The sequence below is a fragment of the Lactobacillus rizhaonensis genome (assembly GCF_036246345.1).
GTDB lineage: Bacteria > Bacillota > Bacilli > Lactobacillales > Lactobacillaceae > Lactobacillus > Lactobacillus rizhaonensis.
Genome location: NZ_BTTV01000008.1, coordinates 67,156 through 80,943, shown reverse-complemented (window position 1 = coordinate 80,943; position 13,788 = coordinate 67,156). Strand labels below are relative to the sequence as shown.

17 protein-coding genes are annotated in these 13,788 nt (G+C 36.3%); 7 read left to right on the top strand and 10 right to left on the bottom strand.

The features are described 5' to 3' along the window. The first annotated feature begins 405 nt into the window (after nt 1–405). Together AAA915_RS08925 and AAA915_RS08920 are read left to right on the top strand one after the other, a co-directional pair. Nucleotides 406–1,365, top strand: coding sequence for an NAD(P)/FAD-dependent oxidoreductase (locus AAA915_RS08925; RefSeq protein ID WP_338201626.1), 960 nt, complete (start codon nt 406–408; stop codon nt 1,363–1,365). A 9-nt stretch (nt 1,366–1,374) separates the two neighbouring features. Next, nucleotides 1,375–2,025 (top strand): VTT domain-containing protein, encoded by a 651-nt coding sequence (locus AAA915_RS08920; protein WP_338201618.1) that lies wholly within the window; start codon nt 1,375–1,377, stop codon nt 2,023–2,025. A 10-nt stretch (nt 2,026–2,035) separates the two neighbouring features. Here the strand turns inward: AAA915_RS08920 and AAA915_RS08915 are convergent, their stop codons facing one another. Genes AAA915_RS08915 through AAA915_RS08895 form a run of 5 tightly spaced genes read right to left on the bottom strand, consistent with a single transcriptional unit; the run spans nt 2,036 to nt 5,718 of the window. Then, entirely contained in the window at nt 2,036–2,644 is a 609-nt protein-coding gene (locus tag AAA915_RS08915; RefSeq protein WP_338201616.1) for a TIGR01906 family membrane protein, read from the bottom strand. After that, complete coding sequence (locus AAA915_RS08910) at nt 2,641–3,417, bottom strand: TIGR01457 family HAD-type hydrolase (protein ID WP_338201614.1); 777 nt, start codon at nt 3,415–3,417, stop codon at nt 2,641–2,643. The genes AAA915_RS08915 and AAA915_RS08910 overlap by 4 nt, the downstream gene beginning before the upstream one ends. Further along, a complete protein-coding gene (locus tag AAA915_RS08905) occupies nt 3,418–3,993 on the bottom strand; it encodes a YutD family protein (protein ID WP_338201612.1) in 576 nt (191 codons plus the stop codon). Then, nucleotides 3,974–5,371, bottom strand: a complete 1,398-nt coding sequence (locus AAA915_RS08900) for a bifunctional metallophosphatase/5'-nucleotidase (protein WP_338201610.1) — start codon at nt 5,369–5,371, stop codon at nt 3,974–3,976. Before AAA915_RS08900 ends, AAA915_RS08905 begins: the two co-directional genes overlap by 20 nt. A gap of 11 nt (nt 5,372–5,382) precedes the next feature. Beyond that, nucleotides 5,383–5,718, bottom strand: coding sequence for a hypothetical protein (locus tag AAA915_RS08895; RefSeq protein ID WP_294604365.1), 336 nt, complete (start codon nt 5,716–5,718; stop codon nt 5,383–5,385). An 85-nt stretch (nt 5,719–5,803) separates the two neighbouring features. Between AAA915_RS08895 and AAA915_RS08890 the strand changes: the two genes are divergently transcribed. Beyond that, on the top strand, nt 5,804–7,192 hold the full coding sequence (locus tag AAA915_RS08890) for a glycerophosphodiester phosphodiesterase (RefSeq protein WP_338201608.1): 1,389 nt from the start codon (nt 5,804–5,806) through the stop codon (nt 7,190–7,192). 26 nt (nt 7,193–7,218) lie between these two features. Here the strand turns inward: AAA915_RS08890 and AAA915_RS08885 are convergent, their stop codons facing one another. Continuing rightward, nucleotides 7,219–8,220, bottom strand: a complete 1,002-nt coding sequence (locus tag AAA915_RS08885) for a substrate-binding domain-containing protein (protein ID WP_294604361.1) — start codon at nt 8,218–8,220, stop codon at nt 7,219–7,221. A gap of 148 nt (nt 8,221–8,368) precedes the next feature. Here AAA915_RS08885 and AAA915_RS08880 point away from each other — a divergent pair, with 148 nt between their 5' ends. Continuing rightward, the gene (locus tag AAA915_RS08880) at nt 8,369–9,469 is read left to right on the top strand and encodes an aminopeptidase P family protein (protein WP_338201605.1); all 1,101 of its coding nucleotides are present in this window, start codon (nt 8,369–8,371) and stop codon (nt 9,467–9,469) included. 82 nt (nt 9,470–9,551) lie between these two features. Here the strand turns inward: AAA915_RS08880 and AAA915_RS08875 are convergent, their stop codons facing one another. Together AAA915_RS08875 and AAA915_RS08870 are read right to left on the bottom strand one after the other, a co-directional pair. After that, nucleotides 9,552–9,965 (bottom strand): YtxH domain-containing protein, encoded by a 414-nt coding sequence (locus AAA915_RS08875; RefSeq protein WP_338201603.1) that lies wholly within the window; start codon nt 9,963–9,965, stop codon nt 9,552–9,554. Nucleotides 9,966–9,982: 17 nt separating this feature from the next. Then, complete coding sequence (locus AAA915_RS08870; protein WP_338201601.1) at nt 9,983–10,408, bottom strand: DUF948 domain-containing protein; 426 nt, start codon at nt 10,406–10,408, stop codon at nt 9,983–9,985. Nucleotides 10,409–10,519: 111 nt separating this feature from the next. Between AAA915_RS08870 and AAA915_RS08865 the strand changes: the two genes are divergently transcribed. Continuing rightward, nucleotides 10,520–11,335: a mechanosensitive ion channel family protein gene (locus tag AAA915_RS08865; RefSeq protein ID WP_338201599.1), complete on the top strand. Its 816-nt coding sequence runs from the start codon at nt 10,520–10,522 to the stop codon at nt 11,333–11,335. Nucleotides 11,336–11,411: 76 nt separating this feature from the next. Here the strand turns inward: AAA915_RS08865 and AAA915_RS08860 are convergent, their stop codons facing one another. Both AAA915_RS08860 and murI read right to left on the bottom strand, forming a co-directional pair. Then, a complete protein-coding gene (locus tag AAA915_RS08860) occupies nt 11,412–12,032 on the bottom strand; it encodes an XTP/dITP diphosphatase (RefSeq protein WP_338201624.1) in 621 nt (206 codons plus the stop codon). Nucleotides 12,033–12,041: 9 nt separating this feature from the next. Further along, the gene (gene murI / locus AAA915_RS08855) at nt 12,042–12,830 is read right to left on the bottom strand and encodes a glutamate racemase (protein WP_338201597.1); all 789 of its coding nucleotides are present in this window, start codon (nt 12,828–12,830) and stop codon (nt 12,042–12,044) included. A gap of 68 nt (nt 12,831–12,898) precedes the next feature. Here murI and AAA915_RS08850 point away from each other — a divergent pair, with 68 nt between their 5' ends. Further along, on the top strand, nt 12,899–13,318 hold the full coding sequence (locus AAA915_RS08850) for a DUF2507 domain-containing protein (RefSeq protein WP_420915125.1): 420 nt from the start codon (nt 12,899–12,901) through the stop codon (nt 13,316–13,318). 72 nt (nt 13,319–13,390) lie between these two features. Further along, nucleotides 13,391–13,762 carry a large-conductance mechanosensitive channel protein MscL gene (gene mscL / locus AAA915_RS08845; RefSeq protein ID WP_294604350.1) on the top strand — a complete coding sequence of 124 codons (372 nt, stop codon included), beginning with the start codon at nt 13,391–13,393 and terminating at the stop codon, nt 13,760–13,762. Nucleotides 13,763–13,788: the final 26 nt, after the last annotated feature.

Genomic DNA, 13,788 nt, shown 5'->3' with positions numbered 1-13,788 from the left:
CTTGCGAAATTGACTTCGCTCTTTTGTTTTGGGTTCTTGATAACCCGCACATTTTTGCGAAAACATTGTTCAGTTTTCAAGGTACTACCTGCTGCTCTAAAGCAGCTTTTTTATTTTGCCAGATTCATCTGCTTTTGTCAAGCACTTTTTTCTGACTTATTTTTGCCGTCTTACCGGACAGCGTTTATTATCTTACTAAAACATCTGACTTTTGTCAACTGCTTTTGCTTGATTTTTTTAACCCTGTCTTCGTGCTCCCGCCTTGCGGCTCATTGCCCGACGACAGTTATTAATACTAGCAATTATTTTCTCTTTTTGCAAGTCTTTTTTGCAAATTATTCGAGTGACTATCTTCTTTATTCATGATAAAGTTGTCATATCAACGTTTAGAGGGGAGTTTTCAAAATAAAAAAATTTGATTTAGCAATTATAGGAGCAGGTCCTGTAGGATTATTCTGTGCCAATTTTGCTCATCTTCATGGTCTAAATACAATAATTTTTGATTCACTAGCTGAGGTTGGAGGGCAACCAAAATTACTTTATCCCTTTAAAGAAATTTTGGATATACCAGCTTACAGTTCTATATTGGCCCATGAACTAATTACAAAATTACAAAATGATGCCGGACAACATACAACATTCGTTTTAAATCATCCAGTTAGAGCCATTAAACAAAGTAACACCGAGTTTGTTATCGATGACGATTATTCTGTTCGAAGCGTCGTCATTGCTACTGGGACTGGGTTTTTCAGTCCTAAAAAATTTCCACTAAAAACGAATGAGGAAATTGAAAAAAGGATTCACTATTATGTTAAAGACCCCCAGGATTTTGCTCATCAGAAAATAGGCGTCTTCGGTGGTGGTGATTCGGCTCTTGACTGGGCAATTGAATTAGCAAATCAACCGGCTGCAAAGATCAAACTAGTTCATAGAAGAAATGAATTTCGTGGTCTCGAATCAAGTGTCACCAAACTAAAAAGTTTAAAAAATGTTGAAATAAAGACCCCTTATCTTCCTAAATCAATTGAAATTAGAGATAATCAACTTGATATTAGCTTGAAAAAAATCGGAAACAACGATGTCATTCATGAACAATTTGACCAAATAGTCGTTGGCTACGGTTTTCGAGCTAATAACCAGTTTGTAAAAGAATGGGGTGTTAATTTAGTTAATAACCAAATAGAAGTTTCTCGCTCTATGGAAACCAATGTCCCAGGTATCTACGCAATAGGCGATGTCACTACTTATTCTGGCCGAGTCCCACTTATTGGACTGGGCTTTGGAGAAGCACAAATTGCAATTACTACAGTTATGCGTAAGCTTTTTCCTGAAAAGACTTTAACAATACATTCAACCAGCATTTAGGAGATGTTTATGACAATAATCAATTTTATCTTGCATATCGATCACCATCTGATTGAAATAGTCAATCAGTTTGGCAATTGGACATATTTGATTATCTTTGCCATTATTTTTATCGAAACTGGATTAGTTATATTTCCCTTTTTACCAGGTGATTCATTAATTTTTGCTGCTAGTTCTTTAGCAGTTAATCCTGCATACAATTTAAATATCTGGTGGATCTATTTTGCAGTGCTGCTGGCAGCAATACTAGGCGATGCTTGTAATTATGAAATAGGTGCTTGGTCGGTTAGACAAGGCTCTAAGCATACTTGGTTTAATAGATTAATCAATCAAAAAAATCGCACGGCAGCTGAAAACTTTTTTGAGCGGCACGGACCGATTACTATTGTTATTGGCAGATTTATCCCTTTTATCAGAACTTTTGTCCCTTTCATTTCGGGTGGAAGTAAAATGCATTATGGTAAGTTTGCCTTATATAACGTAGTTGGCGGAATATTTTGGAGTGGTTTGTTCACAATACTCGGTGCCTTCTTTGGCAACATTCCTTTTGTCAAAGATCATTTCTCAATGTTAATACTTGCAATAATTATAATCTCGGTTTTGCCGATATTTATAGTATCGTTAAAAAAACGGATTAAAAACAAGAAGGAGTCCCATTAAGGACTCCTTTTTATTTTTGTAATAATTTATCAGCAAAATACAATTCATAGACAATACCGGCAATTGCAAAACAGGAAGCAAAAAAGCCTTCAGTGAGCACATTAATAATCGGGTCTGTAGCGGGATCAAATAGCCAGGTATTGCTGCCGGCAAAAAACAAATGATGAAAAGTAATAAAAAAATTATCAAAATTTGCCAAGGCAAATGGTAAAACAGCAATCGGTAATAGCAAAAATAATAACGCCCAAACCTTATCTAAGCGCAAAAATTTTTTGTTTTGTCTTTTACACCAAAAATATATGACCAAACAGCACAAGAAGGCAACGATCGCCAAAACAAATAATTTTTTGACATCAGCAAAGTGCCTGGCAGCCATTGCAGATGTATGAAAATCACTCATGTGCAGCTTGCGCTTAAATGGCCAAATGAGGTACCACAACAACTGATTATAACTATTCATCACTTGTTCAATTGATAAATTGACTGTTTTATTTGTTTTTTGCACTAATACAAATACAAATAACAGTGGCCAGCTTGCAACGAGGGCTGTCACCACACTTGTAGAAATAGCAAAAATAAAATGATAAATAATAGTTAATATATTATTTCTTTTGCTCATAATTTAACCTGATCCAAGCTGTCAACTAAAATTGTTGGCTGCCTTTTTCCTTCAATGTCTGTCAATTTTGTAATACCTGTCGTCACCAATAATTGGTCAACACGACTGTTAAAACCCGCCTTGATATCAGTATCGTAGTTATCACCTACTAAAAGCGCATCTTTTTTAGAAAACTTTAGTTTATCTAACAACATATCAATAATCACGGGAGAAGGCTTGCCGATAAAAAAAGGTTTATGGCCACTAGAAGCCGCAATCATTGCACACTGAGAACCATTACCGGGCAATAAACCATTTTCACTAGGCAAATTTAAATCAGCATTAGTCCCAATAAAAGTAGCACCGTTCCTAATTGCAGTAGCGGCCACTTGAATCTTATGATAAGTCAAGTCCGTATCCATCCCCACAATCACGTATTCAGGATTAAAATTAGTGACTTCAAAAGCAGAATTTTGCAAAAATTCACGCCATAAACCAATTTGACCTATTATATAAACACCGATTTTACTTTTCCGCTTTTTCTCACGCTTTAAAATATAACTTACAGTTGCCATACAGGGAGTATAAACGTGCGCAATATCGGTTTTAATGCCATGCGTTTTAAGCTTATCCACCACCATTTGTGGTGTACGAGTAGTATTATTAGTCAAAAAAATATAGCTTTTATGTGCTTGTTCTAGGCGCTTAACAAAGCGAACACCTGCAGCAATAGTTTCCTTGCCCCGATAAATAGTGCCATCAAGATCAATTAAAAATAAACGGTAATCCTTCACTTATTTGCTGCCCTTCCTTTTTTTGATTACAAAAGAATGGTTATTTGCACGCTCTTTTTTTATTGCTATGGTTTCGGGTTTCTTTATTTTGGGTTGGCGAACATGGTAGCTCTTAAACGACTTGTAAAGCTTCTTTCTGTGTATATTTTGTCCCCGATATTTAAACGAATTTAATCGTCTTTTTCTTTTATTATTACGATAATGATGTACTGGACTTAGCAATTGTAAGATAAAATACGGACTGCCAGGATTGCAGTATTCTAGTAAATAATCCGCAATAGTTTGTTTCTTACGATCTATTGCAGCCTGAGCATTATCTTGGTAGAAACCTTTCAAACGCAGATGATCACTAGACAAATCTCCCACAATAAAATCATATTGATCAAGATAGGGGTCATATTTTTGCCGCAAAAGTTCAAGATCCAGAGCATTATCCTTATTAACTATTACCTGGTACAATTGCTTGTTAATTTTTAACTGATCATTATCCAAAGCCACTGCTGCCAGGGGATGGCGCAAAGGCTGCTCTTGGTTAAATTTATTTTCTTGTGGTTGCTTACTGTTTGTTTTTTCCACTCTTAATTTCACTTCCAGTTAAAGGGTATTTTTTTGCCAAATAGTCTCCAATTACTTCACGCAAGAACTGTGGAAACAAAAAATCATTGTCGCCAACGATCGCCAAAGTTGGAAAAAACGGCACCAAAACATAATGATCCAAAACAGCAATTTGATATTCCTGATATGGATCAATTTCTTTACCGTTGACAAAGACTATTCTACTCATAGGGTCAAATTTTATGCCCTTATAATACATTTGACCAAAAATTTTCCCCCGAAAACTCATTCCTTGCAAAGGGAATTGATCTAAAAAATGCCGGTTTTTTTCAATTTCCATAACCAGTCGCCATAAATCACTCCCTCTTAAAGTGGAACGCACTACATGCATTGAATGCGGTAAAGACTTTTGCAAATCATATTTAGTAATAACGCCTTTTTTAAAAGGGGTTAAGAAAAGCCCCGAGCTGAGCATAGCCAAATCTGTTCCTGCAAAATGAGCAATTGCATTCATTGAAACTTGGATAGCAGCTTCACGATCACCATCATATTTTTCAGGCAAATCAGCAATAAGTTCTCGACTCAAAATTTCTTTACCTTTTTGCCTGTATCCTAAAATAGTATCTTCATCAGCTATGTGAGACTTCATCAAACTAGTTGGCTCAACATGTGGTGTAATCTTGCGCACGTGGTGATTGTCATCAATTTCCATATACGTACTGCCTACATAGTTGCCCCATTTACCGGTTTGAGTAATCCAAACACCCTTAACTTCTTTACCATGGGGAAGCAAGTCATGGCTATGTCCTCCAACAATTAAATCAATTTCCGGGTAATTCTTGGCTAAAAAGGTATCCATATTTAAGCCAATATGAGTTATTAAAATTAACACGTCATATTGACCTTTCATCTGTGGTAAAACCTTATCCATTGTTTCTTTCAGCATTTTGACATGCCAATGATTGGGTTCGTAAGAAAGCGGATATGCGGCAGTTAGACCGATAAGACCGATACGTGTTCCCTTTTTTGTAGTTAAGATTTTATACTGAACTGCCCAGTGAGGCATAGATTCATCTTCTTCACGCAAATTGGCTAAAATAACGGGAAAATCAGCATGATCAAATAGTTTTTCTACTACAGCGTGGGAATTAGAAATACCTTCATTGTTACCAATAGTAATTGCATCGTAATGAAAAGAATTCATTAACTGAATATTAGCCTGCCCATAAGTTGCATCAGTCAAAGGATGCGAGCGGTCCATGAAGTCTCCGGCATCAAAAGTAAACACTTGATCAACAGTCTGATCTTTTTGAGCTTCCCGCAAGTACCGGCCAATTTTGGGAAAATGTTCGAAATGTGAGTGTAAGTCATTAGTATGTAAAATGCGAATTTTTTCCATTATCCTGCTCTCTATCCAATTTGATTCGACTTCAAAACCATGTTATAAGCATCTAGAACTTTTCCCTTAGGCTTTTTCCATTCTACCCAATCCGGATTTTTCCAATCATCTTCGTTTGTCAAAGTCTCAAGCTTATAGTTCTTATTGATATATTCTTCATAAGTAACAAGGGCTTTAGTACGTGGAATATTTAATTGTAAAATACGAACACTTTTAATTTTTCCTCTGTCAGCTGCAAGTTCCGCTATCCCATTCTGATCAATATTAGAAATTTCAAAATACTTGCTGCCGTCATTGCGTACAATTTCTTCAATTAAATCTAATTCTTCATATTGTTGCTCATTCATCAATATTCCCCGTATAAATTAAATCTGTGACATATAGCAAAAAATGTGCAACCATGCTATTGTAATTAACAACAGAGGTATACACATGAAATATCAAAGCCAACTGTTTAAGGCTCTCATTTTTAGCATCATATTTATTACAACTAGTGGTTTCACTGTGGTCGGCCACCGCGGTGACCCCAGCAAATATCCTGAAGAAACTATTCAAAGTGACAACTCTGCCTTTAACTCAGGTGCGGACTACGTTGAACTTGACCTGCGCCTTTCTGCAGATGGTGAACTAGTTGTATCGCATGATGATGACCTATTTCGAGTGACCCATACACATGCAATTGTATCACAAAATTATTGGCAGGCACTTAGCCAATTGACCTATGACAATGGTGAACATGTGCTGAGCTTACCAGAGCTATTTGATTATTATCAAAAAAAACCTAATACCAAATTTATTCTTGAAACTAAAATTGATCATGGACTTGATCCCTCTTATGAATTAGAAGATCAGATTGCCGCCACTGTGAAGAAATATCATATGGAAAAAAGAGTAATGATCCATTCATTTTCTGCTGCCAGTTTGTTTCATTTTCGCAAAATTATGCCCGATGCCTACTTAATTCTAATTGTCGGCAGTCTTAAACGAATAAATTTTAGTAATTTACCGCAAGTAAATGCTGTTAATGTTTCCTCTGACCTAATTTTAAATCACTCTTGGCTTATACATTGGTTACACCAGTTAAATAAACAGGTTTATGTGTGGACAGAAATGGACGAATCGCCCGATCTATGGCAATGGTTGATTAATAAAAATGTCGATGGCGTGGTAACCAATTTTCCCAGCACCGGATTTAAGTACAAGCTGGCTAAGGAAGGCACCAAGAAGTATAGTATCCACCGCAAAGGCAGCTATTTTGGCAAAAAGAAAGCCAAGACAATGATGAACCCTTATGTACGGAAAATGCAAAATAAATATGTTTATCCGGGACAAAAATTTGAAGTCATGTACGGAGTCAGAGCACATAATCAGCTTTATTATCAGATTGCTAACCAAACATTTATTTCATCTGAGTTTGTTAACATGGATCTGAGGCCAGAAGATATTGCACCTTACCAAAATAAGCAAATTATTGCTAAACCGCAAAAAGACGTTCGCATTTATCGTTACCCGGATAATCAAGCTAAAACCACTAAGCTACTCCCAGCAAACACTCTCTTTAAAATTCAGAATTTTAATGGTAGTCCTAAAAGTTTATGGTTATTTACATCACAGGGTTGGATCAAAGCACGTGATATTCTTTTCTATGGTTTCTTTGACGACGCAAATTGGCAAAATTATCGTCACCTGCCTCGAATGAGCCGCTATTCAAATATTGCTTTAACTCCTTATTTGCAGTTGCAACCAGCAAAGACGTTAAACACATGGCAGAAGATAAAGCAAATTAAAAAAATAACTACTAAAAAAGTGCTGCATAATTAAATGCAACACTTTTTGTGTGAATAATATTATTCATTTGTAGTACTTTGCTTTTTCAGTATCTCATAAGAGAGCTCAATTTGCTTTTCTGGCACTTCTTCGTTATTCATCAATTTAGTCAGCATTCTCATTGCAACTGCACCAATATCATAAAGTGGCTGACGAATGGCTGTTAGCGCTGGACGCACAACGGAAGCAATTTGAGTTGCATTTGCTGTAATTATTTCTAAATCTTCCGGTACTTTTTTACCAGCATCAATAGCGGAATTTAAAATACCTACTGCAGTGACATCACGACTGACAATCACACCATCAATGCCGTCCTGCTCCAGTTGAGATAATAAATTATAACCATCAGAATGGTCTTTGATATTAGTATAGATATGACCTTCACCTAAACCATGATCAGCCATAAATTTTTTGTAAGCCGGAATTCTGTTTTCAGCACTAACCACAGTGTCTGGATTGCCTAAGACTAAGGCCAAATTTCTCCTGCCATCATTATACAGAAGGTTTAAAGCTTCTGTATCGGCTTTTTGATAATCAATAGCAACTGACGGAAATTCACTGTGACTATCTTTAGTACCAGCTAAAACCACTGGCGTATCTGTCCGTTTAAAGGCTTCAATAGCTTCTTCTGGCAAATTATCTGACATGTAAATCACACCATCGACCTGCTTATTAAGCAATCCCTGAATTGCCTGATCTTCTCTCATTAAGCGGTTTTCAATACTGGTGATAATAATGTTGTACTTATATAAAAGCGCAATATCATCAATTCCTTTTGACAATTCCGCAAAATAAAGATTAGTTAAATCCGGCACGATTAAACCAACCGTGGTGGTTCTTTTAGATGCCAGGCCTTGTGCTACCGCGTTTGGCTGGTAATGCAACCGGTTGATTACTTTCATTACCCGTTCGCGAGTGTCTTTACGCACATTTGTATTGCCGTTAACAACTCGTGAGACTGTAGCCATTGAAACTTTAGCCTCACGAGCAACATCATAAATTGTAATATCCTGTTTTCGCATTTTGGTTCCCCCATCTTAAAATTACTAGTATAAAATTTATCATTCTTTTTCATAAATTGCAAACGTTTACAACTATTCTTTCATTTTTTCAAGTCTAGAACATGATATACTGATTTTAATCATAAAATCAAGATGGAAGGAAGAAGCTATGAACTTAACTAAATTACAAGAATGGCTGCAAAGTACCAATAACGATGTTGCCTACATTTCTAATCCAACGACAATTGCTTATTTTACAGGATATGATATGGAGCCACATGAACGAATCTTTGCCCTTTTAGCATTTAAAGATCAAGATCCGTTCGTCTTTGTTCCAGCTTTAAATGTTGAAGAAGCTAAAAATTCAGCTTGGGACGGTGATGTATACGGTTATCTTGACTCCGAAGATCCGTGGGCAATCATTGCTGACAAAGTAAAAAGCAGAACCAAAGATTACCAAAAATGGGCTTTAGAAAAAAATAACCTCTCTGTTTCCCACTATCAACTCATCCATGAACAATTTCCAGATGCTAATTTTGACGGTGATGTTTCTAATTTTGTCGCGAAAATTCGCTTATATAAAACACCGGAGGAAATTAAGCAATTGCAAGCCGCTGGCCGTGAGGCAGATTTTGCTTTTCAAATTGGTTTTGACGCTATTAAGGAAGGCGTTACTGAAAGGTATATTGCCGGCCAAATTGAATATCAGCTAAAGGTACAAAAAGGCGTAATGCATGAAAGTTTTGAAACCATTGTACAAGCCGGTGCCAACGCTGCTAATCCTCATTTAGGTCCTACCATGAATAAAGTCAAACCAAATGAATTGGTTTTATTTGACCTTGGTACTATGCACAACGGTTATGCTTCAGATTCCAGCAGAACAGTTGCTTATGGCGAACCAACAGCCAAAGAAAAAGAAATTTACGAAATTGATCGTGAAGCTCAACAAGCTGCAATTGACGCGGTGAGACCGGGAATGACAGCCTCTGAGCTAGATAGTGTTGCACGTGATATTATTACTAAAGCGGGCTATGGTGAATACTTTATCCACCGCTTGGGTCACGGCATTGGTAAAGAAGTACATGAATACCCCTCAATTGTTCAAGGCAACGATTTGATCATTGAAGAAGGTATGTGTTTTTCAATTGAACCTGGTATCTATATTCCTAATGTAGCAGGGGTCAGAATTGAAGACTGTGGTGTTGTTACTAAAGATGGCTATGAGCCATTTACTCACACTAGCAAAGAACTAAAAGTTTTACCTCTTTAAATAAACTTTACTTTATTTATTGCAAAAAAATGGCACTGACAGAAAATAAAAATCTGTCAGTGCCATTTTACTAAAATTGCGTTTATGGTCTAGAATATGGATCAGCAGGTGCATCTGCAGGACCTTCAGGCCTTGGGTCTGAAGGTTCCGGGTGATTAAAATCATCTGGAGCCTCTGCATGGTGCAAATCATCAGCTACATCTTCAGCATGATCTTTTTGCTGTGCATCAGTATCTTTTGAACTATCAATAACGATATCGTCAAAATCTTTCAGTTCAGAATCATCTTCTACATTCTTTGGGAATGAGGCCAGTTGATTCTTTACAATTTCTGTGCCGTTATCATACTTTTTCTTTAAGTCTTGAACAGTTTCATTGTTCTTAACTTTTTTCTTCAGTTCGTCAATTTGTTCATCACTGACTAATAAGGAACCAGCTAGGAACCCTACAGCACTTCCGACAATAGTACCTAAAACAAAATTTGCAAAATTTTTCATAAAAGTAACTCCTTTTACTAATCTTCACCTTTACGCCGCTTATGCCGTGCAAACACTGATGCTAAAGCAGATGACATCAACCCGTTACGTTTCCAATGAAAATTATTGAAACGCTTTGCCATATTTCTGGTAGATGTATTGACATCTGAAACGCTTTCGCCTAAATCAGCTGCTGCTTGCACAACAGGATCAATAGTTTTCATTTTAACATTAACATCTGCTAGCAAGACATTAGTTTTATCAAGCAAATCACTGGTCTGATGAAGTAAATCATTTACATCTCCAGTAACCTGTTGAATTGACTCGTTAGCACTCTGGATCGTTTTTTCTGCTTCTTTAGTCGCTTTTGCGGCACGTATAAGCACTGGAATTGTGAAAAGTACTAAAATTAATAATGCAATGGCGGCTATTAAACCTGCTAATGCACCATAAGAAAATTTCATCTTTTACCTCCAATTCTATACCTAAAAAAAGTCTAGCATTAAAATGCTTCAATCTCAATCTATATGTAATATTTTGTTATAGTTAATATGCATATACGAAAGGTAATCATTATGGATAAAATATTTCAAATCAATAAAAACGTGCTCAAGTTTAACTGGGACAGGCTGGGAGAACAAGTTCTGACAATTATTTGGCAGCTCCTAGTTTCAGCTTTGGTTTTTTATCTGATCGACCATGTTGGCAAAAAAATAATTAAACATTATTTAGAGCATAGTAAAAGAAAACAAAATAAGAGAACTCAAACAGTTACTGCATTAATTAATAGTATCTTTGAATACACTGTGATTTTCTTCTACTTGTTTGCTGTTTTATCTATCCTAGGTATTCCAATTGGTACGCTACTTGCGAGTGCTGGTATCTTTTCTCTGGCTTTAGGGATGGGAGCTCAAGGCTTTGTCAGCGATTTAGTTAATGGCTTTTTTATCTTAAGTGAAGATCAGTTTGATGTAGGAGATATTGTCTCAATCAACAATCAGACTGGGGTTGTGGTTCAGTTGGGTTTAAGGACTACAAGGCTTAAAGGGTCTGATGGTTCTCTAATCTACATCCCTAATCGTAATATTTCAATCGTACAAAATTTAGCCCACGGTGGCATTGGCCTAGACATTGAAATTCAACTAAAAGCTAACAACGATTTTGCAAAAGTTCATAGTCTTGTTGAACAGGTAAATAATAAATTGAGTACTGACCTTAACTTTTTAGTGCAAGAACCTAAAATTATTGGCATCGCTGAGCAAACAGCGCAAACTGTTAATTATGTGGTTCATTTTCAAGTTAAACCCGGTCATGAAAAAGAAGTACAAGATAAATATTTAACGCAGTATTTAAAGGTAATGCAAAACAATCAAGTTCTTTTAGCAGAGTAAAATAAAAACTGATAAATGTTTTTAATACTTTTCCAGTAAAAGTATTAAAAATAATATTTATCAGTTTTTTAGATATTTATTCAAATTGAGCGAGCCAATTTGGTAAACACTTCAGTAATTCAGCAATTGCTTTTCCCCGGTGAGAAAGACTATTTTTTTCTGCAGTTGTCATTTCTGCAAAGGTTTTCTGCTTTTCCGGTACATAAAAAAGCGGGTCATAGCCAAAGCCGTCTTCACCTTCAGGTGCTGGTAAAATTAAGCCTTCACATTGACCTGAGACAACCAAATCTTTCTCAAAATGACCTGGCATTGATACCACAATTGTAGTATTAAATCTAGCTGTTCTTTTTGCTAACGGCACGCCTCCAAGCTCGGCTAGTAATTTAGCATTATTCTTTTGATCATTATGCTCAGGACCGGCAAAACGCGCAGAATGGACTCCAGGAGCGCCATCAAGTGCATCAACCATTAAGCCGGAATCATCGGCTATTGTCAGCATCTGGCTGTAGTCAGCTAATTCGTGGGCCTTTAATTTAGCATTTTGCTCAAACGTTGTACCATACTCATCAACAATTGGCGGCCTATCTAAATCGGCATTAGTTTTAACTCTGAGGTTAAGCGCAGCTTTTTTAAAAGCTGCTCTCAATTCTTTTACCTTGCCCTGATTAGTTGTTGCAAATAAAACTTCCATTTTTATCCTTTCTTCTTAAAGGTGTTTTGCATTAACATGTTGCTTATCTAATACTATTTTACCCAATTCGTTAAACATTCTGACGTCCCCCGTTGTGTAATACTCATGCGCACCTTCATGAGAATTAGTGCAAAAAAGGCCATCACGTTTCATTACATTATACGTATATTGCGCTACCTGATCGGCTGGATCAATAATTTGAACATTGGGTTTTAAACATTGTGCAAATTCACTACGGATAATAGGATAGTGTGTACATCCTAAAACAAGAGTATCTATGTCAAGCTTGTTGATTGGTACCAAAAGCCCTTGCAGTGCAGATACATAAGCCTGGTGACCCGCATCAGCTTCAATTAGGGGTACAATTTGTGGAGCAGCTATTTCATTCACAACTATTTTGGGATCACGCTTTTGAATTTCTTTTTGGTATGCATTTAAACTAACAGTCATTTTAGTCGCCACAACGGCCACCTTTTTGTTTTTAGTAGCTTGTGCTGCCGCTAGAGCACCTGATTGAATTACGCCGATAATTTGCGGCTCAATCTCTTTTTGAATAGCATTCATAGCTACTGCCGTGGCAGTATTACAGGCAAAGATAATTAGTTTAACGTTTTTACTTAATAAAAAGTTAACACTTTGCTTTGTTAGCGCAATAATTTCCGCCTTAGACTTATCACCATAGGGAACATGAGCATTGTCACCAATGAAAACAGTCGATTCATGAGGCATTTTAGCGATTATTTTTTTGACTACCGTTAAACCGCCAACACCTGAATCTAATAAGCCAATTGGTCGATTATCCATTTTTAAAGACTCCCTAAATATTTTATACTTCAGTCAATTTTACGGTAAAATAAAAGAAAATAAAAGGGATGAATTTCTTTATGCAAAACAATAACCAGCAACATGAACATGTTTATTTTGTAAATCAGCTTTATCGTGACTTTTTACTGCCAACAATCTTAGGCGAAGACAATGATGTAATTCTATATTGGGGTGGCAAGAGAATAGCCCGTAAATATGACTTAGCGTCCTTTGAAGATGTAGCCAGCTTTTTTGTAACTACTGAATTTGGCAATATTGAAAAAGCGAAAACCCATCATAGTGAAGAAATCTTCAAATTAACGGGACAAAATGTAGCCGATCGGATTAGCAGCGGTAACCGGGAATTTTCCCTTGAAGCCGGAATAATTGCAGAAGCAGTTGAAAGAGAAACCGGTCGCACAACTGAATGCGAAATTAAGATTGATGAACACAAAAAAATAGTAAAACTAATCGCTAAATTTGATTAAGTATTTTGAAACAAATAATTTAGTTTTTTACCATTTTTGCAATATTATTAAAGTAAGAATGGAGGAAGCAAAATGCTTAGAGAGTTTAAAGAATTTATTCAACGGGGCAACGTCATTGATCTGGCTGTTGGTGTAATTATAGGCGGAGCTTTTACCAACATTGTTAATTCATTGGTAAACAATTTAATTAATCCCCTTTTGGGTTTATTTATCGGACGAATTGATCTTTCCAATCTGGTATTCAAGGCCGGGGGTGCGACATTTAAATACGGTGAATTTATCAATACTGTGATTAACTTTTTGATTATTGCATTCATCGTCTTTTTGCTAGTTAAAGCTGTCAATAAAGTAATAAGACATAACGACCAGCAACAACCAGCTGGTCCATCCGCTGAAGATTACCTTAAAGAAATTCGCGATCTATTAAAAGAAAAAAGCAATTAAAAAAATTCCTGCAGTTGCAGGAATTT